Annotated in this window: 18 protein-coding genes and 5 tRNA genes; 9 read left to right on the top strand and 14 right to left on the bottom strand. The window is 42.2% G+C overall.

The annotated features are described in order from the left end of the window. Positions 1-81: 81 nt before the first annotated feature. The 3 genes from nudC to dnaQ all read right to left on the bottom strand — a co-directional run bounded on the left by nudC (position 82) and on the right by dnaQ (position 4,066). On the bottom strand, positions 82-855 hold the full coding sequence (nudC, locus tag FTU92_RS04790) for an NAD(+) diphosphatase (RefSeq protein WP_096902169.1): 774 nt from the start codon (positions 853-855) through the stop codon (positions 82-84). Beyond that, positions 855-2,498 carry a chemotaxis protein gene (locus FTU92_RS04785; protein ID WP_178866541.1) on the bottom strand — a complete coding sequence of 548 codons (1,644 nt, stop codon included), beginning with the start codon at positions 2,496-2,498 and terminating at the stop codon, positions 855-857. Before FTU92_RS04785 ends, nudC begins: the two co-directional genes overlap by 1 nt. 128 nt (positions 2,499-2,626) lie before the next feature. Further along, the gene (gene dnaQ, locus FTU92_RS04780) at positions 2,627-4,066 is read right to left on the bottom strand and encodes a DNA polymerase III subunit epsilon (RefSeq protein ID WP_180095757.1); all 1,440 of its coding nucleotides are present in this window, start codon (positions 4,064-4,066) and stop codon (positions 2,627-2,629) included. Positions 4,067-4,278: 212 nt separating this feature from the next. Between dnaQ and FTU92_RS04775 the strand changes: the two genes are divergently transcribed. The 6 genes from FTU92_RS04775 to FTU92_RS04750 all read left to right on the top strand — a co-directional run bounded on the left by FTU92_RS04775 (position 4,279) and on the right by FTU92_RS04750 (position 14,573). Further along, a complete protein-coding gene (locus tag FTU92_RS04775; protein ID WP_180095754.1) occupies positions 4,279-7,548 on the top strand; it encodes a LysM peptidoglycan-binding domain-containing protein in 3,270 nt (1,089 codons plus the stop codon). A gap of 66 nt (positions 7,549-7,614) precedes the next feature. Continuing rightward, positions 7,615-9,462, top strand: a complete 1,848-nt coding sequence (locus FTU92_RS04770; protein ID WP_004972660.1) for an extracellular solute-binding protein — start codon at positions 7,615-7,617, stop codon at positions 9,460-9,462. Between the two features lie 64 nt (positions 9,463-9,526). Continuing rightward, on the top strand, positions 9,527-10,597 hold the full coding sequence (locus tag FTU92_RS04765; RefSeq protein ID WP_004972662.1) for a microcin C ABC transporter permease YejB: 1,071 nt from the start codon (positions 9,527-9,529) through the stop codon (positions 10,595-10,597). Continuing rightward, complete coding sequence (locus FTU92_RS04760; protein WP_180072499.1) at positions 10,597-11,607, top strand: ABC transporter permease; 1,011 nt, start codon at positions 10,597-10,599, stop codon at positions 11,605-11,607. Before FTU92_RS04765 ends, FTU92_RS04760 begins: the two co-directional genes overlap by 1 nt. Continuing rightward, positions 11,585-13,186, top strand: a complete 1,602-nt coding sequence (locus tag FTU92_RS04755) for an ABC transporter ATP-binding protein (RefSeq protein ID WP_180095877.1) — start codon at positions 11,585-11,587, stop codon at positions 13,184-13,186. The genes FTU92_RS04760 and FTU92_RS04755 overlap by 23 nt, the downstream gene beginning before the upstream one ends. Positions 13,187-13,328: 142 nt before the next feature. Then, positions 13,329-14,573 (top strand): NADH:flavin oxidoreductase/NADH oxidase family protein, encoded by a 1,245-nt coding sequence (locus tag FTU92_RS04750; RefSeq protein ID WP_004972669.1) that lies wholly within the window; start codon positions 13,329-13,331, stop codon positions 14,571-14,573. Positions 14,574-14,729: 156 nt separating this feature from the next. Here FTU92_RS04750 and FTU92_RS04745 read toward each other — a convergent pair. The 8 genes from FTU92_RS04745 to pyrC all read right to left on the bottom strand — a co-directional run bounded on the left by FTU92_RS04745 (position 14,730) and on the right by pyrC (position 19,134). Beyond that, a tRNA-Glu gene (locus FTU92_RS04745) sits at positions 14,730-14,805 on the bottom strand. Positions 14,806-14,860: 55 nt separating this feature from the next. Then, positions 14,861-14,936, bottom strand: a tRNA-Glu gene (locus FTU92_RS04740). Between the two features lie 25 nt (positions 14,937-14,961). Next, positions 14,962-15,037, bottom strand: a tRNA-Glu gene (locus tag FTU92_RS04735). A gap of 287 nt (positions 15,038-15,324) precedes the next feature. Continuing rightward, a complete protein-coding gene (locus FTU92_RS04730) occupies positions 15,325-16,743 on the bottom strand; it encodes an amino acid permease (protein ID WP_026438458.1) in 1,419 nt (472 codons plus the stop codon). Positions 16,744-16,853: 110 nt separating this feature from the next. Further along, positions 16,854-16,929: transfer RNA gene (locus FTU92_RS04725), tRNA-Glu, on the bottom strand. Between the two features lie 149 nt (positions 16,930-17,078). Beyond that, positions 17,079-17,237, bottom strand: a complete 159-nt coding sequence (locus FTU92_RS04720) for a hypothetical protein (RefSeq protein WP_004972674.1) — start codon at positions 17,235-17,237, stop codon at positions 17,079-17,081. 215 nt (positions 17,238-17,452) lie between these two features. Continuing rightward, positions 17,453-18,115, bottom strand: coding sequence for a ribonuclease T (rnt, locus tag FTU92_RS04715; RefSeq protein WP_096902181.1), 663 nt, complete (start codon positions 18,113-18,115; stop codon positions 17,453-17,455). Beyond that, positions 18,100-19,134, bottom strand: coding sequence for a dihydroorotase (gene pyrC, locus FTU92_RS04710; RefSeq protein ID WP_004972678.1), 1,035 nt, complete (start codon positions 19,132-19,134; stop codon positions 18,100-18,102). Before pyrC ends, rnt begins: the two co-directional genes overlap by 16 nt. Before the next feature lie 197 nt (positions 19,135-19,331). Between pyrC and FTU92_RS04705 the strand changes: the two genes are divergently transcribed. After that, the gene (locus tag FTU92_RS04705) at positions 19,332-20,591 is read left to right on the top strand and encodes a GGDEF domain-containing protein (RefSeq protein WP_096902183.1); all 1,260 of its coding nucleotides are present in this window, start codon (positions 19,332-19,334) and stop codon (positions 20,589-20,591) included. Positions 20,592-20,707: 116 nt separating this feature from the next. Here the strand turns inward: FTU92_RS04705 and argG are convergent, their stop codons facing one another. After that, entirely contained in the window at positions 20,708-22,051 is a 1,344-nt protein-coding gene (gene argG, locus FTU92_RS04700; RefSeq protein WP_179994760.1) for an argininosuccinate synthase, read from the bottom strand. Between the two features lie 689 nt (positions 22,052-22,740). Between argG and FTU92_RS04695 the strand changes: the two genes are divergently transcribed. After that, positions 22,741-24,774 (top strand): NADPH-dependent 2,4-dienoyl-CoA reductase, encoded by a 2,034-nt coding sequence (locus FTU92_RS04695; protein ID WP_004972684.1) that lies wholly within the window; start codon positions 22,741-22,743, stop codon positions 24,772-24,774. A 129-nt stretch (positions 24,775-24,903) separates the two neighbouring features. Continuing rightward, positions 24,904-24,993 (top strand) — tRNA-Ser (locus FTU92_RS04690). Between the two features lie 142 nt (positions 24,994-25,135). Here the strand turns inward: FTU92_RS04690 and FTU92_RS04685 are convergent. Both FTU92_RS04685 and FTU92_RS04680 read right to left on the bottom strand, forming a co-directional pair. Then, entirely contained in the window at positions 25,136-26,086 is a 951-nt protein-coding gene (locus FTU92_RS04685; RefSeq protein WP_004972687.1) for a M15 family metallopeptidase, read from the bottom strand. A 3-nt stretch (positions 26,087-26,089) separates the two neighbouring features. Then, positions 26,090-26,656 (bottom strand): hypothetical protein, encoded by a 567-nt coding sequence (locus FTU92_RS04680; protein ID WP_180095752.1) that lies wholly within the window; start codon positions 26,654-26,656, stop codon positions 26,090-26,092. Positions 26,657-26,664 lie beyond the last annotated feature (8 nt).

Below are 26,664 nucleotides of genomic sequence, written 5' to 3'. Positions count from 1 at the left end.
TCTGTGGAAAATGGTAATTAAAAAAACCGTTGCAGCTTATGGGGTGCAACGGTTTTTTAAATGCAAGATTGCGAATTAGACTTATAGCCAAGCTTTGGTGTCATCTGCCACAGGCGTGCCTTGGGTCACATGCATAATCATGGCATGGGCGATACTGCCTTTAAATGGAATATCAGGCAGTTGATCAAACTTAAAGAACTGTGCATCACGAATTTCTTCTTCCTGTAACTGAATTTCACCGCCTGCATATTCAGCTTTAAAGGCGATCATTAAGTTACTTGGAAAAGGCCACGGCTGGCTGGCAAGATACTGAATATTTTTAAGTTGTACGCCAACTTCTTCAAAAGTTTCACGACGTACTGCTTCTTCGAGTGTTTCACCCACTTCAACAAAGCCTGCGATTAAACCGTAAATGGGCAGTTTATTGCGTGCATTACGCGCCAATAAGACTTCATCTTCACCACGAGTAATCACGGTAATGACACATGGATTTACGCGCGGATATTGGTGATAGCCACAAGCAGGGCAGACCATGGCATATTGAGTCGCATGGACTTCGGTTTTATGACCGCAATGGCTGCAGAATTTATGATTGCGACGCCATTCGAGTAACTGAATGGCACGGCTAGCTTGTTCAAACTGTTGGGTGTTCCAGACTTGTAAAAGTTGTCGGATTGGAACCAGTTGAAAGCCTTCAGGGATAGATTCATCTTCAAGTAGATCTCGGGCAATCACTTGATCACCCGAGCTAAAACTTAAATCACTTGCCAACTTTTCCACACGTGGTAATTGGAAGTTTTCATCGACCAAAAGTTGTTGTTGCTGAAAAATATATGCAAGTGAGAGTTCAGTCATTAGGCTACAGTTTTCAATTTTTCACTATTGTCCAATGCTACCTTAAACATGCTTTGCAGAACAGGTTGTTTGTTCTTTAAATTGTCAATCAGCATATCTGCACTGGCAAGCGTATCTAAGATATTGTTGACCTGTTCAGCTGTTAAGTTTTGCCCTGCTTCAACTTGTGCATGCACAAAATCTGCAGATACTTTCAGTGCTTTTTGACCACTTTCAGCATTCAAGAACAACATTGCCCCTGCAACTTCACGAATTTGCGCTGAAGTATGCTCTAAATCTGCAACACTTTGAGTTTGTAGGTGCTGTGTCAGTGTTTGCGTGATTAAGTCAATCAGTAACTTGGTTTCAGTCAGCAAGGCTTCGTGTGCTTCATCTAAACGATCTAGCGAAATGTTCATGTTATTCACACGTAACTGCAAACGGCTAGAGGTGTGGTGACGTTCAAGCACACCGATTGAGTTCATGGCCGATAAAATCACGTTCATTAATTGCTGGGCAAAGTTTTCATCTTTGAGTAATTCAGGACGGCTTAATGATTCAGCTTGGCGTTGTAAGTCCAAATGCGCTTCATTTAAGTTCAAGACTTTAAACAAGTTTGCTAACTCTGTTAATTTGCCTTGTAATTCCAGCGTTTTTTCAGGACTCATGTTTTGATAGTTGTATTCAATATCATTGCGAATTTGTGTCATTTCTGTGGTGACCAAATCGCTAATTGTATGCATGGTGTCAAAATCTGGACCATATAAATGACGGCTGAATACTTGGAGCTGCATGTCGGTGAGTAAGTCTTCACCAATATTCATTTGACTGCGAATATGTTGAGAAATTTCATCTTCTTGACTAATACACAGGCTCAACACATTCGCAAGATCAGACAAGCTGGCGGTAAAGCTTTCTGGCGTAGCAAAGTATTGACGCATATTGTGCTCAATACTAATAAAAGTACGCAAACGTGGCTCATTCAACAACAAGTTATCAATATGGTTAAAGGCAACGTGTACTAAGCCCCAATATTGCTGACTCGGATGTTGTTCTGCCAAACCTGCCAAATACGTTCCTACCAGTTTAATCGCTTGAAGATCCATGGCAGATTCTTCTTGCTTGAGCAGCTTATGTAATGACAGTTTATATAAGCGATGCACATAAGCCGACTTTTCTAAAGAAGGCACTTGCGGCAATTGGAAACTTGGAGTGATGCAGTCCAATAAAGTTTCAATATGCTGACCTTCCTGAGTCAATGGTTTACCCAATGCCAATTCTAAACGGTTTAAAGTGTCGAGTAGGAATTGTGGAATTTTAACTTCACGTAGGCAAATAAACTCAATATAACGCTTGAGCATGGTGGTGCCTTCGCTAAGTGCAATGACTTCCAGCGTGTTGATATTGCTTGGATTCCCCATAATTTTACGCATCAGCTCTGCTGAGTATTGCGCAATTTTTGCCAAGCTTTCCATATCAATTAAGGCTAAAACCTGAGCACACTGTTCAAACTGATTCAGTGCATCATCAATCCCAAAAGGCAAAGTTTGATCTTCTGCTAAGGTGCTTACTGCGGATTCAACCAGTTTGATAGAATTATCAACCTCATTTTTTATTATCAGTAAGGCAGTTGGATCAAAATGTATAGAGGTTTGGTAAGACATGGATCTGCACCTTTCCTAGTGTTTTATCTGTTTGTTGGTTCTTTGCAAAATACACAAAGTCCTATTTGCTTTAACTATAACTGAACTGGCAAATCTTTAAATACATAAAATTACAAAACTCGTAGATTTTATTTGGCAAAAAAGCAAGGTTTACCGTGTTTTTCTTCAAATTGTTTGACCCAATTCTCATGTGCAGCCAATTCTTCTTCTGATGGCAGAATCACAGCAAGATCAATATCAATGCTTAAACGATCACTTTGACGTTGCTGTTCTTCGCTTGCAGACAGAGCATCCATATCAAAGGCGACTTGTCCGCCAGTCATTGCCAAGTAAACATCGGCTAGAATTTCAGCATCTAGTAATGCGCCGTGGAACGTACGGTCACGCGCAGGAATTTCATAGCGTCTGACGAGCGCATCGAGTGAGTTTTTTTGCCCAGGATGCTTACTTTTTGCCATGAGCAGTGAGTCGGTCACTTCGCATACTTCGGACAAATTGCCCAACCCCGCACGACTGAACTCCATATCTAAGAAGTTCATATCGAAGGTGGCGTTGTGCGCAATAATTTCTGCACCTTTAAGATATTGATACAGCACATCGGCAATTTCGGCAAACTTGGGTTTGTCTTTTAAGAACTCATCTGAAATACCGTGAATGTTTTCTGATTCACCGACCAGTTTTTCAGGCTGAATATAAATGTGGATGGAACTGCCCGTGAGTTTACGGTTAATCATTTCCAACGCACCGACTTCAATAATTCGGTCACCATCTTGATAGTAAAAACCTGTGGTTTCAGTATCCAGAATCAGTTGGCGCGGACCGTGTAGCTGCATTGTGGCAGGGGTAATCACAATATGAGGATGCGATTGAGTTGTGTTCACTGCTTCAACACCAGTTGATGAATTGTTTTTTTCCGCTTCAGCTTCGTCAGTGATGGTTGATTCAGTTGTCTGATGAGTTTCCTGAAGCGTATTTTGCATATCTTCTGTTTCAGCCTCGGCATCATCGCCCATTAAATCAAAACCAAAGGGGTCATCTAACAACCAGTCAGATTCCGTTTTTTTTTTATCATGTTCTGTGGTGTCTGCTGCCGATGTGACTAAGGTTGCATTGAGCGTTGGGTTTGAGTCTGCGGTTTTTAACATTTTGCTGACTTGATCTGCACCCACATTGGCAAGTTGATCTGCCATTTCATTGCCAGCATGTCCTGCATGACCTTTAATCCAGTTCCATTCAATTTCACGACCTTGACAGACTGCATCTAATTTTTGCCAAAGATCAGGATTTTTGACATCTTTCCAGTTTTTCTTTTTCCAGCCGTGAATCCACTCAGTAATGCCTTGTTTGACGTAATTGGAGTCAGTCCAAATAACTAGCTTGGCGTCCGTTGGGCAAAATAAAATGCCTTCAATCGCTGCAGTCAACTCCATACGATTATTGGTGGTTTGAGCTTCGCCACCATATAATTTATGTTCTGCTTGTTCAGTAACAATATACGCACCCCAGCCACCCAAGCCAGGATTACCACGACAAGCACCATCAACATATAATGTGATTGTTTGAGACATAAATCAGATCCGCAGGTTGTGCAAAATAAATCGGAATGAAAAGCTATTGTATATCGCAAATTCGGTTTAGACGTGTAAATCCTGTCTATTTTTTAATTTCTTGTAACATTTATAGACGAAACGCGCTAAATTAATGCCTTGTGTCGTTGTCTAGCTCTACTACAATGGCAAGTCTAAAAAATAATTTATATACGAGTTGTTTGGATTTTTTTATGTATAAACCAACCACGCGCATGTGGCAGCCGACTTTACCTTCATTTTTAAAAATTACAGTTTTAGGTTCAGCATTGGCTGCCCTTGGCTTGATGACGGGTTGTAGTTCGACTCAAGGTGCGAGCAAGCCACTCACTTCAAGTCAGGTTGGGTCGGGTTATTTAGATGCCAGTACTTTAGATGGTCTGGAAGATTTACTTTCTGCAACCGATATGCGTGCGGTAGAAGGTGACCGTTTATTAATTTTAAAACACGGTGATGTCTGGAAGCGTATGACCGTTGGTTTCAAAATGGATTTAAATCATTGGAACCCACGTATTGAAGCGCAGCGTGGCTGGTTTATTTCACGTCAGCCGTATTTGGATCGTTTAAGTGCGCGTGCTTCACGTTATTTGTATCACACGGTTAAAGAAGCTGAACGTCGTGGCATGCCAACTGAATTAGCGTTGTTACCTGTAATAGAAAGTTCCTATGACCCTGCAGCAACCAGTAGTGCCGCAGCTGCAGGTTTGTGGCAGTTTATTCCAAGTACGGGGCGTATTTACGGCTTAAAACAAACGTCATTGTACGACGGTCGCCGTGATGTCGTGGAATCGACCCGTGCTGCCTATGAGTTTCTGGGCAGTTTGTATAATCAGTTTGGTTCTTGGGAATTGGCATTGGCGGCTTATAACGCAGGCCCGGGTCGTATTCAACAAGCCATTAACCGCAATAAAGCTGCAGGTTTACCAACCGATTATTGGTCTTTAAAACTGCCGCAAGAAACCATGAACTATGTGCCGCGTTTCTTGGCGGTAGCACAAATTATTAAAAGCCCGCATGCTTATGGCGTGTCTTTACCCCCAATTGCCAACCGTCCACACTTCCGTGAAATTAATGTGGGCGCGGTGAATTTAAATGATGTGGCCAATATTACCGGTCTCAGCCGTGCCGAACTGTATTCGCTTAACCCTGGACATCGTGGGGATCGGATTGACACCCAAAGTCCAATGCGTATTTTGATTCCTGCAGATTTAAGCCCAACAGTCGATGCACGATTGAAAAAACTACAAGGTGGTGGCGGTTTATGGGCAAGCAATAGCAGCAACACACCATCGTTTTCATCTTCTGGTGTGACCATTACACCATCTAAATCTGAGCCACCTGCGTTAACGACCAGTACAACAACCAGAACGACTACAGGCAAGCCTGCTGCCTCTACGGCAGTCACAACTACCACTACACCAAGCACAGCATCGACTACAGCCAGTGTTTCAAAACCAGCAACGACTACGCCTACACGTTTGTCACGTACGCCACAAGGTTCGGACGCTTTGGCAGCATTTGCTGCGGGTAGCGATATTCCAAGTGCGCCGCGTATTCCTGTTGCTGTTACACCTGCTGCCAATATTCAGCCTGTGCGGATTGAACCACCAATTTCCAATACTGAGCGTGAGCAAATTCTTGCAGCAGTGCAGGCAGAAGGTAGCAATAAAACTGTAGAAGAAGTGTTGCAGCCTGTGGCTTCTAAAGCAGAACAAGAACAACTTGTGGCTGAGTTAAAACAAATTGCGCCTCAAGGCACTGAAATTGTTGATCCATACGATGGAAAAATTAAGCTGACCGCTATTCAGACCAGTCTGTCTGTTGCAGAGCAGCAAGGTAAAGAATTAACCAAAGGTTTTGCTTACCCGAAAAGTGTGGCAGAAAATACGCGCCTAGATTCAGAAGAAGCAAAGCGTAACCAAGGTAAGAATTATGTGCGTACGGAGTCTGAAGTGGTGGTCGTACCACCAAAAGGCAAACGTACCACGTACACCGTGTTAGCGGGGGACACCTTGGCCAGTATTGCCATGAAAAATGGCTTGAACTGGCGTGATATTGCCAAGTGGAACCAAATTGCTCCAGATGCAACTTTGTATGTGGGCACCAGTATTTATTTATACGACGCCAAGCCACAAGTACAGGCAGAGCCTGCTAAGCCAAAAACCATGCCTGAGCAATACGTGGTGCAAGCCAATGATACCTTAACAGGTGTCGCCAGTCAGTTTGGTTTAACTGTAAAACAATTGGCAGATTTTAATAACTTAAGCACCACCAGTGGCTTATTTGTAGGGCAGCGTCTAAGTTTAAAAGAAACGGCTGCATCTAAAGCCAAAGCAGAAGCCGACAAAAAAGCCGCAGAACAGGCTGCAAAAATCGCAACCAAAACTTACGTAGTGAAGCGTGGCGAATACTTAAAACTGATTGCAGACCGTTATGCCTTGTCAAATCAGGAATTGGCTGATTTAACTCCAGGTTTAAACGCGAACAGTAGCTTATTGGTTGGGCAACGCATTAATGTGCCTGTAAATGAAGTGACTGCACAAAAAACGGAAGCGAGCAAAGCTGAAGCCAGTAAGTCAGAAACAAAAGCAGCAGAGCCAAACTATCCGACTGAAAACTACCAAGTACAGCGTGGTGATACTTTATCGAGCATTGCCAACCAAGCCAAAATTTCTTTGGCAGAGCTCGCCAGTTTAAATAATATAAGCACGCAAAGCGGTGTGCGCATTGGTCAAACCCTCAAAGTGCCTGCAGGTGTCAATGTGCCTGAGCGTTATACGGTACAACGTGGCGATACCTTATCGGCGATTTCGACAAAATATAATCTCAGCCAAGACTATATTGCAGACTTAAACAATCTAAGCCGTAACAGTGGTTTAAGAGCAGGACAAATTCTTAAACTCACGGGGGATGTTCCTGAGAAAAAAGCCCAAGTTGAAGCGGTGGCTGAAACCACCAATGATATTCACGTGGTCAAAGCAGGGGAAACTTTAAGCAGTATTGCGCGCCAATATAAATTGCAATTGAATTATTTGGCAGAGCTGAATGATCTTTCACGTACTGCCAATGTCCGCATTGGACAACGCTTAAAAGTCGATGCCAGCGCTGCAAAAAATGAAGTAAAAACAGAGGTCGTAAGTGCTGCGAAAAGCAGCAGTAGTAAAGCCACCGAAACTTATACCGTTAAAAGTGGTGAGTCTTTAAATTCGATTGCCAGCCGTGTGGGTGTGTCGGTTGCAGAATTGGCGAGTTTAAATAACTTAACGCCACGTTCAGGTTTACGCATTGGACAAAATATTCAAGTTCCCAAAACCGTAACTGAATATAAAGTGAAACGTGGGGATACGCTGATTGGCTTATCCAGTCGTTATGGCATCGACACCAAAGCATTGGCAGATTTAAATGATATGCAGCCAAATACTCAATTGCGTATTGGCGATGTGATTAAAGTCCCGAATCTGTAAAGTTTAATCCTGAGGATGTCATGTTTTGACGGCATCCTCAGGAATACTGCACAAGGAGCTGTGTGCATGTCATTTGCCATAAAAAAGACACACCAATATCTGGGCTGTATTTTAGGTTGTGTGGTCTTGCCGCAGTTTGGATGGGCTGCGTTACAAACCACGCCCTATATTGCCGTACATAGCCAGCCTCAGTATGTGGGGCGCTCGGCTATGCCTTATGCCAACCCGCAAGCGCCTAAAGGTGGCGATTTAATTCGTGCCAGTAATGGCACTTTTGATAATTTAAATGACATGAATGGCAAGGGCAGCTCAACCGATGGGGTGAGTTTTATATTCGATTCACTCATGAGCAGTTCTTTAGATGAGCCGGGGGTGATGTATCCCTTATTGGCAGAAAAAGTCAGCTATGACCCCAAGCAAACTGCATTTGTCATTTTTCATTTAAATCCTAAAGCTAAATTTAGTGATGGCAGCCCAGTTACAGCAGATGATGTGAAATTCAGTTTTGATGCTTTTCAGACCAAGTCTAATCCAGGTTTACAAATGTATTTATCCGATTTAGATAAAACCACGGTCTTGTCTAAGCATCAGGTTAAAGTCAGTTTTAAATCCACTAACAATGCAGAAATGCCGCTGATTTTGTCGCAAATGCCAATCTATTCTAAAAAAGACTGGCAAAAGCGTGACTTTACCCGCATCACACTAGAACCGATTTTAGGTTCAGGGCCGTATCTTATTGAGCGGATTGATGCAGGGCGCAGCATTACTTATAAGCGTAATCCAAATTATTGGGGCAAAGATTTACCCGTAAATAAAGGGCGCTATAATTTTGACCGCCTGAAGTATGTTTATTATCGCAATCTGGATATTGCCTTCGAAGGGTTTAAGTCGGGGCAATACACGTTGCATGAAGAATATACCGCACGAAAATGGGTCACTGAATATCGTTTTCCTGCTGTGAATGCGGGCATGGTGGTCAAGCATAAATTTCAGCACCAAAACCCAATTCCGACCCAAAGTTTTGTTTTTAATACCCGTAGACATGCGTTTCAGGATATTCGTTTTAGGCAGGCTTTAACCTACGCTTATGATTTTGAATGGCAAAACAAAGCCTTGTTTTATGGGCAATATCGCCGTTTGCAAAGTTATTTTTCTAACAGTGAATTAGAAGCCAAAGGCACACCTTCAGCCGCAGAATTGTCTGTTTTAAAACCCTATTTGGCCAAGCTGCATCCTATTCAACGCCAAGGCGTATTGCAAAATTGGCAGTATCCTGTGACTGATGCCAGTGGCTTTAACCGTAACGGCTTGCTTAAAGCCCGTGAATTGCTTTTGAAAGCGGGTTATCGTTTTCAGCAAGGTAAATTGGTCGATGCCAAAGGCAAAGCCATTCAAATTGAATTTTTAATTCATCAGGATGGTTTGCAACGCACATTAGTGCCTTTTGTGCGCAATATGAAACGTCTGGGCGTTACGGTAAATATTCGGCATGTCGATGTGCCGCAATATATTGAACGCATGCGCCGTGCCGATTTTGATATGACCACCAGTGTCATGCCGCAATCTTTAAGTCCAGGCAATGAGCAAGCACAGCTTTGGAGTAGTGCTGCCGCAGATCAACCAGGAAACTATAATTACGCAGGCATTAAAAACCCAGTAATTGATGAAGTGGTACAACAGTTGATTCGTGCGCCTAATCGTGAACAATTGATTGTGCGTACCAAAGTTTTGGATCGTTTATTGCGTGCGGGGTATTATCAAATTCCAACCTATGGCAAAGGTGAAAACTGGTATGCCTATTGGAATATGTATCGTCAGCCCGCCATCAAACCTAAACTATCGGCAGGAATTGATTATTGGTGGAGTGATGCTGCCCAAGCCAAGAAAGTTGCACATTATTTACGTCAACAATAACGATTTTAAAACTCAAGCATGACAGTGTTTGCGATAAACCAGAACATTGCCAAAAGGTAAGTACATGGGCACATACATACTCAAAAGATTGCTCCTGATTATTCCAACCTTGTTTTTCATTTTATTGATTAACTTTGTGGTGATTCAAATTGCACCGGGCGGTCCAGTCGAACAGGCGATTCAGCAAGCCGAAGCCTTTCAGGGCATGGGGGCGACAGGCGGTGAAACTGCTGCAACCTCCAATAGCAGCAATTATCAAGGTGCTAAAGGTTTAAGTGATGAAATGGTCGCAAAAATCGAAGCGCAATATGGATTCGATAAACCTGCACATGAACGCTTTTGGCAAATGCTCACCAGCTATGTGCAGTTCGATTTTGGCACCAGCTTTTTTAAAGATAAACCTGTGACCCAATTGTTATGGGAAAAATTACCTGTATCGCTATCTTTAGGTTTATGGAGCACCTTGCTGATTTATTTAATTTCTATTCCTTTAGGCATTAAAAAAGCCCGTCAGCATGGCTTGTTGTTTGATAAAGCCACTTCTATTTTGTTGGCGATTGGCTATGCCATTCCTGCGTTTGCCTTTGCTATTTTACTGATTGTATTTTTTGCAGGCGGTTCATATTTTCAGTGGTTTCCTTTACAGGGTTTGGTGTCTGAAAACTTTGCTCAATTGAGTCTGTGGGGAAAAATCACCGATTATTTTTGGCACATGACTTTGCCTTTATTGGCGATGGTGATTGGTGGTTTTGCAGGGCTGACCTATCTGACCAAATATTCATTTATGGAAGAATTAAACAAACAATATGTGTTGGCGGCACGTTCTAAAGGTCTTACTGAATCGCGTGTGTTATATGGGCATGTGTTTCGTAATGCCATGCTGATTGTGATTGCAGGTTTACCCGAAGCGTTGGTGAGTATTTTCTTTGTTGGGAATTTATTCATCGAAATTATTTTTAATTTAGATGGATTAGGCCTGCTTGGTTTTGAGGCGATTGTACAGCGTGATTATCCTGTAATTTTTGGCACTTTGTTTATTTTTACCTTATTGGGCTTAATTCTACGCTTAATCAGCGATGTGTTATATCAGGTGATTGACCCACGTATTAGTTTTGAATCGCGAGGGGCAAAATAATGTCACCGATCATGCAGGCGCGTGTGCAGCGTTTTAAACAGAATAAATTGGGTTTTGGTTGTTTCATTGTCTTTATCATTATTTTTGTGTTGTCTTTGGCGGCAGAACTGATTACCAATGATAAACCGTTATTGGTCAAATATGAGCAATCTTTATATCTGCCAGTGTTCAAGGCTTATCCTGAAACGACCTTTGGCGGTGTATTTGAAACCGAAGCAGATTATAAAGACCCAGTGGTGCAACAACTGATTGCAGACCGAGGATGGGCAGTTTGGCCGCTCATTGAGTTTTCTTACCAGACCCCGAATTTAGATTTGGCCGTTCCTGTACCTTCTGCACCAACTGCACAAAATTGGCTAGGTACAGATGACCAAGGGCGCGATGTGTTGGCGCGAATTTTATATGGCTTGCGTGTATCGCTGTTATTTGGCTTTGCATTGACTTTTGCATCGGCAGCTTTGGGCATTTTGGTCGGGGCAATTCAGGGCTACTATGGCGGCTGGGTCGATTTAATTGGTCAGCGCGTTTTAGAGGTGTGGGGCGGTTTACCGATGCTGTTCATGGTGATGATTTTGGTCAGCATGTTTACCCCAAGTGTGTATTGGCTATTTGTGATTATGCTGTTATTTGGCTGGACGACACTGGTCGGCTTGGTTCGAGCAGAATTTTTACGCGCCCGAAATTTTGACTATGTCCGTGCAGCGCGAAGTTTAGGCGTAACCGATCGTACCATTATGTTTCGGCATATTTTACCCAATGCCATGAGTTCGAGTTTGTCGCAGTTGCCATTTATGCTAACCGCCAATATTACAGCTTTAACCGCACTGGATTTTTTAGGTTACGGCTTATCGCCCGATGCAGCATCTTTAGGGGAGTTGTTGTTACAAGGTAAAAATAATTTAAATGCACCTTGGTTGGCATTGTCAGGCTTTTTTACCTTAGCAATTGTGCTGTCCTTGTTAATTTATATTGGGGAGGCGACCCGTGATGCATTCGATCCAAGACGTTAAACCTTCAAATGCGTCACAGCATGCAGTATTGCTAACAGTCAGTCATCTGCATATTCGGCAGCAGGAACAGGTTTTGCTGCACGATTTAAACTTTGAGCTGCATGCAGGCGAAACTATTGCGTTAGTCGGTGAAAGTGGTTCTGGAAAATCTATTAGCAGTTTGGCGTTGCTAGGTTTATTGCCCGAACATTTACAGGTGCAAGGTCAGGCAATCTTTGCAGAACAGGATTTACTTCGCCTTAAACCGCAACAATTGCGGCAAGTTCGTGGTCAAAAAATTGCGATGATTTTTCAGGAACCGATGACGGCTTTAAATCCGTTGCATCGCGTGGAAAAAATTATTGGTGAAAGTTTGTTGCTCCAAGGTTGGAGCAAGGAAAAAACGCGTGCTCGGGTATTGCAATTACTTGAGGATGTTGGCATTCCTCAGCCTGAAGAAAAACTAAAGCGTTACCCACATGAATTATCTGGGGGGCAACGTCAGCGAGTGATGATCGCAATGGCGTTGGCACTTGATCCCGATATTTTAATTGCCGATGAACCAACTACGGCTTTAGATGTGACTTTGCAGGCGCAGATTTTGGATTTATTAAAAAGCCTGCAAGTGCGTCATAATATGGCCATGATTTTGATCAGCCACGATTTGAATTTAGTCAAACACTATGCAGATCGGGTAATTGTAATGAATCAGGGGCGGGTCGAAGAACAGGGCAGTGTGGCAGATATTTTTAATAGACCGCAGCAAGCCTATACCCAAAACTTGTTGAATCATGATTTTGGTGAAGCTTTGCAGGTTGATGAGTTGCCGACCATTTTGGAGTTGGAGCAGGTTGCTGTGAAATTCCCGATTAAACAAGGCTTGCTGAATCGGGTTAAAGATTATGTGGTTGCGGTTGAGCCGTTAAGCTTGCAACTTCCGCAAGGTCAATCTATTGGTATTGTCGGTGAAAGTGGTTCGGGTAAAAGTTCATTGGCACTTGCAATTGCACGATTGATTGAAAGTGAGGGAAAAATTGAACTACTTGGGCAAGATCTGAATCAACTGAATGAACGCCAATTGCGTCCCTTACGTCAGCAGTTTCAAATTGTATTTCAAGACCCGTTTAGCAGCTTAAATCCACGTTTAAATGTGGAGCAAACCATTGGTGAGGGTTTGGCATTGCAACAATTGTCCAAGCCTGAAATCATCCAGCGCATTGATGAAGCTCTAAGCAAAGTGGAATTGCCTGTGAGTTTTAAACAACGCTATCCGCATGAATTGTCGGGTGGGCAACGTCAACGGATTGCATTAGCACGCGCGTTGGTGCTGCGTCCTAAACTGTTAATTATGGATGAGCCGACTTCTGCCTTAGACCGTACCACGCAACGTGCTGTCGTGCAGCTGTTACGCCGTTTGCAGCAGCAAGAACAGATGAGCTATTTGTTTATTAGCCACGATTTGCAAGTGGTGAAAGCACTGTGTCAAAAAGTGTTGGTGCTGCATCAAGCGAAAGTCATGGAATTTCAAGATACTGTACAGTTATTTAGCCATCCGCAAACAGAATATACCCGTCAATTGATTGCTGCCAGTGAGTATTAAACCTTCAATATTTTTAAACAGCTATTTCGGCTGGCTGACTTGTTTTACCATTTTGACAATAAGATTTGTCAAAATGGCATTGACCTGTTCCGAAAAATCTTTAGAGTAAAAAAGACCAATAAAACACAATACGGAACAGTGTATGAGCCATCTTGCCGAAACAATTCAGATTCGTAATACCATGTTTAAAAATCGCATCATTAAAGGCGCGATGAGTGAGGCGCTTGCCAACACGGCAGGGCAGCCGAATAGCCTGCATTTAGGTCTATATGAAGCATGGGCAAAAGGTGGTTTGGGCTGTGCCATCACTGGCAACGTAATGGTCGATTTACGTGCCAAAAATGAACCGGGTGTTGTGGGAATTGAATCAGACCGAGATATAGAAAAGCTCAAACAGTGGGCAGAAGTTGGTAAACGTTATGGCATGGTGCAATTGGTACAGTTGTCACATCCTGGGCGGCAATGTCCGAAAGGTTTGAATAAAGAAACGGTTGCACCTTCGGCTGTGCCTTTTAGTCCAAGTTTAGCTTTGAGTTTTGGTACACCACGTGAACTACATGAAGATGAAATCCTCGATATTATTCAGCGTTTTGCCAAAGCTGCACAGATTTGTGAGCAAGCGGGCTTTGAAGGGATTCAACTGCATGGTGCGCATGGCTATTTGATCAGCCAGTTTTTATCGCCACTGACCAATAAACGCCAAGACCAATGGGGCGGCAATATTGAAAACCGTATGCGCTTTTTGATGCAAATTTATCAAGCGGTACGTGCAGCGACCTCAGACAATTTTATTGTATCAGTCAAACTAAACTCTGCAGATTTTCAACGTGGCGGCATCACTGAAGAAGAAGTGATTAGCGTGTTTAAAGCCATGGATGAAGCAGGTATAGATATGATTGAAATTTCAGGTGGTACTTATGAAGCACCCGCGATGGCAGGCTCTAAAGCTGATAAACGTAAACCAAGTACCATTGCCCGTGAAGCCTATTTTTTATCTTTTGCGGAATTGATTCGCAGTCAGGTGAAATGCCACTTAATGGTGACAGGTGGTTTTAGAACGGTAGTTGCCATGAATGCTGCTTTGGACAGTGGTGCATGTGACTTTATTGGGATCGCCCGACCATTTGCGGTAGAAACCGATTTAGCCAACCGTTTGTTGGCGGGTCAAGATGTACGTTACGGGGTCGATAAAATTAAAACTGGTATCCCGATGATTGATAAAATGGCAATTATGGAAATTATTTGGTATGCCGCGCAGTTCAAAGCAATTGCACAAGGCAAGCGTCCAAACCCGAAACTCTCGCCTTTAAAAGTCTTTTTCAAATATTTAAAAGGCAATTTAACTGCGGTGATTAAAGGACAGGTCAACTCACGTAAATCAGCTTGATTCGTATTTTTCAAACCTCAGTGGACGGATTCAAAGCTTAAACTATGGTTTTTGAATCAGTCCGCACAGATTGAAATATAAAACTAATGCGTTAGATAGCAAAAAGCCCAAGTCATATTGATTGGGCTTTTTGTTGAGATGTAAACATCTCGAATATGGCGTCCCTACGGGGATTCGAACCCCGGTTACCGCCGTGAAAGGGCGATGTCCTAGGCCTCTAGACGATAGGGACAAATAGAAGTTTATATTTTTAAACCATGTAACAACCAATGCAGTTGTTGAGAATATGGCGTCCCTACGGGGATTCGAACCCCGGTTACCGCCGTGAAAGGGCGATGTCCTAGGCCTCTAGACGATAGGGACTTAAAAAAATATCTACTTCTGAAATTGGCGTCCCTACGGGGATTCGAACCCCGGTTACCGCCGTGAAAGGGCGATGTCCTAGGCCTCTAGACGATAGGGACGTTTCAGAGGTGGGCGTATAATAGGGCGTATAAGGGGGGGTGTCAAACGCTTTTCTGCAATAATTCTGAAAAAAATGTTCAACTGAATAAAATTAAAACTATTCTGCTGTCGTGATACGTTTGAAGCGGTAAAAATCATGCTTTTCAAGTTATTTTAAATGGACACATTTATTAGAGCAGCATGATTTTCTTTGTATTTTGCAGTATTCATTGCTAATCAACACAACTCAAAAAACAAGGCAATCCGAAGATCGCCCCTATTGTTTTACATCATCGCTAAAAAAGCATTATGATTTTTTGTGATAAATCATGTAATAACTGAGATAGCACAACACAATAAAAATCATACAGCCAATAAAACCTGCCAGCATTTCAGGGTCAAACACCATACTTAAGCAAGTAATAAAACAGAACACAAAACCTAAAATAGGCACTATTGGAAATAGCGGTGCAGCAAAACCTAAGTCCTGCACGGTTTTACCTTGTTTATACCATTGGCGACGGAAGTTAAACTGGCTTAAACAAATGCTCATCCAGACCACGACCATGGTAAATGCAGCCACACCCAAGAGGTTTTTAAAGATGGTTTCAGGCGCAAATTGTTCAGACAATAAACCTGGCATTGCACCGAGCATGGTGACCATGACTGCAATATAAGGAATACCACGCGCATTCACCTTAGAAAAAATCTGTGGTAATTGCTTTTGGTGTGAGAGCGACCACATCATTCGTGAAGCTGCAAATAAACCTGAGTTCGCTGCAGAGAGTAACGCTGTGATAATCACAAAACGAATAATATCTTCCGCATAAGGAATACCAATCTGATTAAACACCGTTACAAAAGGACTGCTGCTTACACCTTCTGCAGCCAAACCTGCAGCCTGATGTGGTAGCAAGGCACTAATCACCACAATGGTACCTACAAAGAAAATCAACAGACGGAAAATTGCGGTATTGATTGCTTTAGGCACGTTTTTGGCAGGGTCTTTGGTTTCACCTGCGGCAACACCAATCAACTCTGTACCTGAAAAGGCGAAATTAACAATTAACATGGTGGCAAAAATAGGGAATAGCCCTTCAGGAAACCAACCTTGTGCGGTTAAATTGCTAAATAAAGGTGCAGAGGTATAACCTTGATAAGACACAGCACCTAAAATTGCCATTAAACCCAAAACGATAAAGGCAATGACAGTCACGACTTTGACCAAAGATAGCCAAAACTCAGATTCTGCAAACAAGCGCGTGGAAATCATATTCAAACCAAATACAACGCCACCAAAAATCAGTGTCCAAATCCACATGGAAATATGCGGGAACCATTCCTGCATTAGCAACGCAGCGGCGGTAAATTCTGTGCCTAAAGTGACCGACCACGTGAGCCAATATAACCAAGTGATGGTATAGCCCGTGCCAGGTCCAATATATTGTTTGGCGTATGCCCCAAATGAACCTGAAACAGGCATGTGTACGGCAAGCTCGCCCAAACACAGCATCACCATATAGGCAATTAAACCACCAAAAATATAAGCGATGATGGCGCCAACGGGGCCTGTTTGTGCAATGACTTCACCTGAGCCTAAAAATAGACCTGTGCCAATAGCACCGCCCAGTGAAATCATAACCAAATGTCGAGTGCTCATCGCACGTTTTAAAGGCATAGTATTGCCTTGATGCACAGCATCATTTTGATGATTCGATGACGGCATAAGTGATAGGAGAAAAAATGAAATGAAGCGAAGTATTGTAGAGAAAAACTACAAATCTGCAATCTTGAAATAATAAATTTGGATTAGAAATGATCGTATAGCACGATAAATGGCGTCCCTACGGGGATTCGAACCCCGGTTACCGCCGTGAAAGGGCGATGTCCTAGGCCTCTAGACGATAGGGACGTTGCGAGGTGATGCGTATATTATGAATTTTTAGCGACAGTGTCAAACCTGAATCTAAAAAAACTGCCGCACTATTTGTTATTTGCTTAAAAAATAATACATCTTTAAAAATAAATCAGTGCATGTAAATTTGAATACGGTGCATCATTTTAATGATCAGGGGTTTGATATTGCTTTTCAGTGGTTGTTGTTTGTGTGGCTGCGGGTTGAGTGCTTGGTTTAGGTTGAGCAGGCTCACGATTCACAATATAAAGATACAACGCAGAAGGCGCGAGAATGACCAAAACCAAGACAATTTTTTTCAACATGGCAGAATCAATAACACAAATTGGAATATTGCCATTATAACCAAAGCCAGCTCAAAAGACTGCATGCATAAAAGCTGATTCGCAGTAAAAATCATTTTGATGCTCAGTCTTGTGGTTGAAAAGCACGAATCAAAACCACAACACTAAAAAGAAAACAGGACGACAAACGCAGTCTGTCATCCTGTAAACATCTCAATGTTCGAGTACAAATCGTATTATTGATCTGTGTTGAGTAAGTTCTCTACCATGTGCGGCGCAAGTTTATTTAGAATAAAACAAAACAGCTCTGCAGTTTTTTGCGTATCGTATAAAGCTGAATGAGCTTCTTTGCCATCAAACTCAATACCTGCCTGAATGCATGATTTTGCCAGCACCGTTTGACCAAACATCACCGCACTTAAAGTCACTGTATCAAACACTGAAAAGCTGTGGAATGGGTTTTGGTTTTTCGTGCCTGTGCGGGCAATGGCTGCTTGTACAAAGCCTAAATCGAAATGCGCATTGTGACCGACCAAAATGGCATGGGTACAATTCTGTTGGCGACGCACTTCATTGACTGATTTGAAAATCCGTTTTAATGCGGTTTTTTCATCTTCAGCCATAGCCATACGCATAGGGTTGAAAGGATCAATCCCAATAAAGTCCAACGAACGACGGTCTAAATTTGCCCCTTCAAACGGGTTGATATGCGCATGATACGCTTCACCTGGTACAAATTTGCCATCCGCATCATAAATAATTGGAATGGCAGCAATTTCCAACAAAGCATCGGTTTGGGCATTAAAGCCTGCGGTTTCCACATCGACCACCACAGGCAAAAAACCACGAAAACGTTGCCCCATCACGGGCAAAGTTGTATCTGTCACACTTTTCTCCATTGAATGGTTTTACCCGCATATAACGGAATAATTTGTTCACCATCCAAGTAGTCTAAACTGGTTGGAATGATTTGCTCTTCTTTCACCAAAGTAATGGTGTTGGTATTACGCGGCAAACCATAAAAATCTGCACCAAAGAAGCTTGCAAAGCCTTCTAAGCGGTCAATACGTCCAACTTGATCAAAAGCTTGTGCATAAAGCTCAATTGCCGTAGGCGCACTATAGCAGCCTGCACAGCCACATGCATTTTCTTTGGCATTTTTTGAGTGCGGTGCGCTATCTGTCCCTAAGAAAAATTTAGGATTTCCGCTAGTTGCGACTTCTAATAAGGTTTGTTGATGGGTTTGACGCTTTAAAATAGGCAAACAATAGAAATGCGGTTTTACGCCACCTACTAACATATCATTACGGTTAAATAATAAATGTTGTGGGGTAATGGTTGCTGCGACATTACGGCCTTGTTCTAAAACAAATTGCGCTGCTTCAGAGGTCGTAATGTGTTCAAGCACCAATTTTAAGTTTGGAAATTGTTGTAATAATGGTGAAAGCACTTCATCTAAGAAACGTTTTTCACGGTCAAAAATATCGACATGATTGTGCGTGACTTCGCCGTGCAGTAATAATGGCACTTGTTGTTCTTCAAGTTGCTCAATCACCGCATATACTTTACGAATGTCGCTCACCCCATTGTCTGAATTGGTGGTCGCGCCAGCAGGGTAAAGTTTAATGGCATTCACATGCGCAGAGGCTTTAATTTTCTTGACTTCTTCGGGAGAGGTTTGATCGGTAAAATACAACACCATACGCGGATCAAAATTTACACCTTCAGGGACGTGTGCCATGATGCGTTCACGATACGCTTCCGCTTCTTCTACCGTTTTTACTGGTGGAACAAGGTTAGGCATACAAATTGCGCGTGAAAATTGCTTGGCAAGATCGGGAACAGTACGTTGTAGTGCTAAACCATCACGTAAATGAGCATGCCAGTCATCTGGCTGGATAAGAGTAATCGTATTCAAGGCGCTGCCAGTCTGAAAAATAAAACAGATGATAATCTATAAATGTTAAAATGGTAACGTCGAAAGCCATAAAAAATAGAAATGCCTGAATTAATTGTTTCGACATTGTGTTATTTTTAAACCACTAAAAAAATTATATTCAGGTTGTTACAGTTTTGCTGTGCAACAATCGTGATTAAATGGAATTTAAAGCATCCATGGAATACAAATATAAGTTAGCCAAGCTACAGTACGACAAAGAAAAAAATGAAGAGTTGATTAAACGTCAACGTAAACGTGCGGGGCAGGTTTTTCCGAAACAACTGGAAGTTGAGTTTTGGCAACAGCATCTTGAACAAGCTCGGCACAACATTAACCAATATTTTTGGTCGGGCGTACTCATCTACTTTATTATCACCGTGCTGATGATTACTGGGGATTATTGGATTATTGATCGTAATTTTTTTAAACACGATTTTATCCACTCTTTACTAGGCTTGGTCAATGGCGCGTTTTGCTTACTGACCCTGTTCTTTTTTGCCCATTATAAAATTTTGCGCCCGTATTATGCCTATGCCGCCATGGCTATGATTTTTTGGGCCATTGTGTCGATGACCTGGCTGACCATGACGGTGCATACCGAAGTGTTTAGACACCAAGCCATGATGATCATCAGCATGATTTATATTATGGGTTTTGTACTGACGGGGGTGAAGCCGTTTCACATGCTGCTGACTGGGTTAATGGCGGCTGTGGTTGCCATGATTATGCTATTAACCTTGTATATTCCAATTGATGTGATGGTGATGGGGCGGGTGTTGGTTGGCAGTACGGTAGTGGGTTTTTTAATCAGTAAAATGCTGTGTACCCGTGAGCGGATGATTTTTTTGGTCATGCACCAAGCCCGACTTAGTGAAAAAATTAACCGTATTCATGCTGAAGAATTGTTGCATTTAAGTCAGCATGACGCGCTGACTAAAGTATCCAACAGACGTACTTTTGATGAAATGCTGGACAGCTATTTCGAACAGGCACGGCATGATGAAGTGCCATTGTCTTTACTCTTTATCGATGTCGATTTTTTTAAAAAATATAACGATCATTATGGGCATCAAAAGGGAGATGAAGTCATTTCAGCGATTGCCAAATCCATTAAAGACTCAATTCGTCACATGGATTTTGTTGCGCGTTATGGTGGTGAAGAATTTGTGGTGTTATTGCCAGAAACCGATGCGCATGGTGCGTATGCTGTGGCTTCCAATATTTTTAAAGCGGTTGAGCGTTTAGCGATTCCACATAGTCAATCTTTGGTTGACAGTAATGTCACCATCAGTTTGGGCTTTACCGTCTATAAAGGTGAGGCGGACATTTTTAAAAGCGATTTCTTACAACGTGCAGACCAAGCCTTGTACCGTGCGAAACAGTTGGGACGTAATCAAATTTATTACCACACTTTGCAGGTGGAAGAAGTGCTGTAAATTTTTCTATTGCAGCTTTCATTTAGTATGAATTGTTTAGTCCTCATGTTTAAACAAACATAAAAAAGCCGCTCAATTTGAGCGGCTTTCGATTTCACAAAATCATCACCAAGTGATTATTTGTTTTTGTCTTTCAATTGTGGCACTGCAGAACCTGAACCAATCGACAATAAGCCAGAATTGGTATAAAGACCCAATTTAGCGCGTGTATCGGTAATGTCTAGGTTACGCATAGTTAACTGACCAATACGATCCATTGGCGTAAACATTGAATCACCTTTCTCCATAGTTAAACGCTCAGCTTCATAAGTGAGGTTCGGAGATTCAGTGTTCATAATGGTATAGTCATTACCACGACGTAATTCTAAAGTCACTGTACCAGTAATTGCTTTAGCCACCCAACGCTGCGCAGTTTCACGTAACATTAACGCTTGAGAATCGAACCAACGACCTTGATACAATAAACGACCTAAACGTAAACCGTTAATGCGGTATTGTTCAATAGTATCTTCGTTGTGAATACCCGTAACCAAACGCTCATAAGCAATGTGCAATAACGCCATGCCTGGTGCTTCATAAATACCGCGAGATTTTGCTTCAATAATACGGTTTTCGATTTGGTCAGACATCCCCAAACCATGACGACCACCAATACGGTTCGCTTCAAGAATCAACTCAACAGGGTTTTCAAAACGCTGACCGTTTAATGCAACTGGCATACCTTCTTCAAAGGTAACCGACACTTCTTCGGCTTTAACTTCAACGTCATCTTTCCAGAACGCCACGCCCATGATTGGATCAACGATTTTGATGCCAGCATCTAGGTACTCAAGGTCTTTCGCTTCGTGTGTTGCACCTAGCATGTTTGAGTCAGTTGAATAAGCTTTTTCTTTTGACATTTTATAGTCAAAACCATTGTCGATAAGGAATTGTGACATTTCCGCACGACCGCCTAATTCATCAATAAAGGTTTGGTCTAACCACGGCTTATAAATTTTAAGCGCAGGATTAGTCAATAAACCATAACGATAGAAACGCTCAATATCGTTACCTTTATAGGTTGAACCATCACCCCAGATGTTTACGTCATCTTCTTTCATGGCAGTCACTAGCATTGTACCTGTTACTGCACGACCAAGCGGGGTGGTGTTAAAGTAAGGCATACCGCCTGTGCTGATATGGAATGCACCACATTGAATGGCAGCAATACCTTCCAAAGCCAACTGCATACGGCAGTCAACCAAGACTGCTTTTACCGCACCGTATTCTTCGGCTTTCTTTGGAATGGCATCATAGTCATCTTCATCTGGCTGACCCAAGTTTGCGGTATACGCATATGGTTCAGCGCCTTTTTGCTTCATCCACAATAAAGCAGCTGAAGTATCTAGACCACCAGAAAAGGCGATACCGACTTTTTTGCCTACTGGTACATTCTGCAAGATAGTTGCATTATCAGTCATTGCTAGTCCTAACTTTTTTAAAATAGGCACCACATTTGGTGGCCAAGGAGAATTCTAAACTGCAAATTATAGCACTCTTTAAAATGCTTGTTTTCGTTAAAAAAGCGCATTTGATAAAAAAATCAGGTTCAGGCTTAAATTTTCATTTAGAAATGGCAAACTTGGTATAGATGTTGAAGATCAAAACCTGCAATTGGGATGGTGCAGAATAAAATCACTTTTACTTTTGGGCGGTTTTATATCAAGTTTATATCAAGAATAGTTAGGGTCTATTGACATTTCATAAATGGTTTGCGCTGTAGGCTAAAACTGAGCAGATCAGGCATGAAACGCAGGGAATAGTAGGTCTATTTCCAAGTTTCATAACGCAATCTGAGAAAGTTTTAGCCACATGAGCAAGAACAAAGCACTGCTTTGTTTGCTGCGCAAGGGGACAAGCATATTTTTTGCTGCTATTGCGTTATGAGTCAGTCATTTAGAATGACTAAATTTCTTGCCTCATGCCTTATATCAGCTAAAAAACCTTGCGAGATATATCTCTCACGTCGCAAACATAGAAGAAGTGTCAACAGACCCTATAAATTGACGTTTGTGCCACACAGTCGAACTTTAGAGTCATAAACAGTTTATAAAAATCGGTTAAAGTATTCATGCAACAAGTTGCAAAGCTCATTATATAAGGACTCATCATGACAACTCGCTATGCAAATATTCTAAAACCATTACATTTAGGATTTACCACCATTAAAAACCGTGTCGTGATGGGTTCAATGCACACGGGTTTGGAAGATCGTTTTTATAATTATCCAAAACTGGCTGCTTATTTTGGCGAACGTGCCAAAGGTGGCGTGGGTTTAATTATTACAGGTGGTATTTCACCTAACCGTCAAGGCTGGTTATTGCCTGCGGGCGGTACTATGAATACATTGGGCGATGTTGCACCACATCGATTAGTGACACATGCCGTACATAAGCATGGTGCGAAAATTTTAATGCAAATTCTGCATTCAGGACGCTATGGTTATCAACCATTTGTGGTGTCTGCAAGTCCGATTAAATCTCCAATTTCACCATTTAAACCACGTAAAATGAGTGAAAGACAAATTTTAAATACCATTGAAGATTATGCGAAAACAGCTAGTTTAGCCAAAATGGCAGGCTACGATGGTGTCGAAATTATGGGTTCGGAAGGCTATTTACTGAATCAGTTTTTAAGCCGTCATGTGAATCAGCGTGAAGACCAATGGGGCGGTACGATTGAAAACCGTATGCGTTTTGCTTTAGAAGTAGTCAAAGCCATTCGCGCCGAAGTGGGTGAAAAATTTATTATCTGCTTCCGCTTGTCGATGCTGGATTTAGTCCACGATGGCAATACCATGCACGAAGTGATTACCGTTGCCAAAGCCTTAGAGCATGCGGGTGTGAACTTGCTCAATACAGGGATTGGCTGGCATGAAGCGCGCATTCCAACCATCGTGACTTCTGTGCCACGCGCAGCTTTTGTTGATTACACCGCAGAAGTGAAAAAACACGTTGAGATTCCTGTAATTGCATCCAACCGTATTAATATGCCTGATACTGCAGAAGAAATATTGGCAGCGGGTAAAGCTGATATGATTCAAATGGCACGACCATTGTTGGCAGATGCGTTTTGGGTCAATAAAACTGCGACCAATCGTGTCAATGAAATTAACACCTGTATTGCCTGTAACCAAGCGTGTTTAGATCATACCTTTAAAAATCAGCGTGCGACTTGTTTGGTCAATCCGCGTGCAGCCTATGAAACTGAATTGGTCTATGAAAAAACCAAGCAACCGAAGCGTATTGCAGTTGTCGGTGGTGGTGTTGCGGGAATGTCTGCTGCTACAGTTGCTGCTAGTCGTGGGCACCATGTGACTTTATTTGAAGCCAGCAACGAAGTGGGCGGTCAATTCAACTTGGCAAAAGTCGTGCCGGGCAAAGAAGAATTTCACGAAACCATTCGCTACTTTAAAGTGCAAATTGAAAAAACTGGGGTCGATTTGCGTTTAAATACCAAAGTCAACCGCGAGCAACTCGAACGTGAAGGTTTTGATGAAGTGGTCATTGCAACAGGTGTAGTACCACGTGCTTTAAAAATTGAAGGCAGCGATGCACCGCAAGTATTGTCTTATGCAGAAGTATTACGTGGTGCACCTGTTGGACAAAAAGTCGCTGTGATTGGTGCAGGCGGTATCGGTTTTGATGTGTCGGAGTTTTTACTGAAACCTGAACATCAGCCACAACCGCAGCCTTTGGCAGATTGGCAGCGTGAGTGGGGAGTCGATCCGAATCCTAACTATGTGACTGAAGGTGGTATGCTTGCTCCAGAAGTTCATCCCCCAGTCCGTGAAATTTATTTATTGCAACGTAAGACGACAGCTTTAGGTGCAGGTTTGGGTAAAACTTCAGGATGGGTACATCGTGCACAGTTGAAAAAACATGCGGTGCGTATGCTACGTGGTGTGCAATATAAAGCCATCAGCAATGAAGGCTTGTGGATTGAAATGGCAGGTCAAGACCAATTGTTACGTGTAGATAGCATTGTAGTCTGTGCAGGGCAGGAGTCGGTTAAAGATTTAATGCCTGCGGCAGATGAAAATACTTTGGCTAACTATCATATTATTGGTGGTGCAAAGCTTGCTGCAGAGTTAGATGCAAAACGTGCGATTCGTGAAGGGGCTGAATTGGCTGCTAAACTTTAAAAAGTGAGGTGGCTATGCTGTTGTTTTGATGAACTTTAGCGCTGATTTGGTGAAACAATATTCACTTGAGTGCTTGAGTGGTATTTTTTACTTGTCATCAAATCAAAAGCTTCGTATCATGGCCCACATGGAAGCGTGGCAGAGCGGTTTAATGCACCGGTCTTGAAAACCGACGAGGGTGTGAGTCCTCCGTGAGTTCGAATCTCACCGCTTCCGCCAAATTTTTAAAAGACCCTTGATTTTCAAGGGTCTTTTTTATGTCTTGTTATTTCACTTATGACCTATATCTGAAAAAGTTAAATATGATTAACTTGGTATAGAGGCTGAAAATTGAGTTGCTTTTGTTTTTACAACCCCTCAACTATCGCAATTGACCCTCTGCAATTAACTGTTCAGCCATTTCTTTGGTCTTTTTTAAACCAGGCATACGGTATTCAGTATGACCATAATCTTGGATTGATTTCCAGCGACCACCCCAAGTCAAACCTACCGATTCAGCCACCTCACCATACAGTTGATAGCCACGCATTGCCCAAGGATCACGTTCCGAAATAACAATTTTACCATTACGTTTAAAAGCAATATCGGCAGCTAAACCAAACTGATGATAACTCTGATAGCCTTTGGCGCGTGTAGTATTTGGATTAGTCGACAACATATTCTGACGACTTGGACTACGATAACCTTCAAGTAAGACCAGTTCATAACCGTGTTGTTCTCGCATAATTTTAAATACCATCAGCAGACGTTGCTTATAGCGTGGGTTGATTTTGTCCCATTTACGATCCAGTAAAGCAGAATCTAAATGTGCATGGCTATGAAAAACGGGCGTTTCAATACGAGCAGCATCCACGCTGCCCTCGGCGGAATGTTGTGCTTGATAGCTTTGTTCAAGCTGAGTCGTTTCTATGATTGCATCTTGAATCAAAATAGCATCTTCTTCTGGGGGAGGACTGAGCATTTCTCCCTGAAGTAAGGCATAAATTTGTGGGTCAGTTTCTTTTAAATATTCAGCTTCAATTCGTGTGGAATGAATGGGTTGGGTAAAAGCAAAAGTCAGAACACTGGTCAATAAAATTAGCCCCGCAATTAAAATCCACCATTGCTGCACATACCAATGTGATTGTAGTTTGTTGGGTGAAGCAGCCTGATATAAATGATGAATAACGTGCAAAAAATTGATTATTTTAGTTTTACTTTGTGGCAATAAAGACCGTAAACGCTGCCTGCATGTATGCTGTATCTCATAAGACATGAGCAGCATTAATCCGAGTGCAATAGCAACAAAGCAGAAAAAAATCACAAAAATCATAGGTTATTGATCTTCATCTATAGCCAATGGTCTTTGTGTCACCGTAATTTTTAGTGTTGCTTCAGGCGTTGCTGTTTCAGCTTCTGATTGTGTCGATGTTGTGGATTTCGTTGTTGCTGGATTAATTTTCTCAACTTTCGTGATGCGCTTTACTGGATGCTGTGCGGTATTTTCAAAGGGAGCAACTTGCTGTGCAGGCGGCGTTGGAGCGCCGTTTGATGGTGTGTTGTTGGATGTCGGGCGCTCAAAGAATTTATTTAAATCCTTGTCCTTCGGCTGAATGAAATGATGATCTTCACTTAATAAAGAAGTTTCATGATCATCTGTTACAACCTCATCAACCCATGGAGCATGAACCGTGATTGATGGATGCATTTGTTTCTTTTCTGATTCATCTAATATTGGCGAGGTCTGTAGATTAGAGCCATTAAAGTTGTTCACCCATAATAAGAAAATCAGGGTAGAAACAATCCAACCTGCAATAAAACCGATCAGTACATAAAAGCGAGAAGCTAAGGTCTTTTTCTTATGTTGTAAGATGCGTAAAGAAGTCTTTTTTTCCTGTGCCATACATCATC

Source organism: Acinetobacter sp. YH12205, from assembly GCF_013418125.1.
Lineage (GTDB): Bacteria > Pseudomonadota > Gammaproteobacteria > Pseudomonadales > Moraxellaceae > Acinetobacter > Acinetobacter towneri.
The sequence above is the reverse complement of the archived record's forward strand: the minus strand, read 5'-3'. Positions and strand labels throughout refer to the sequence as shown.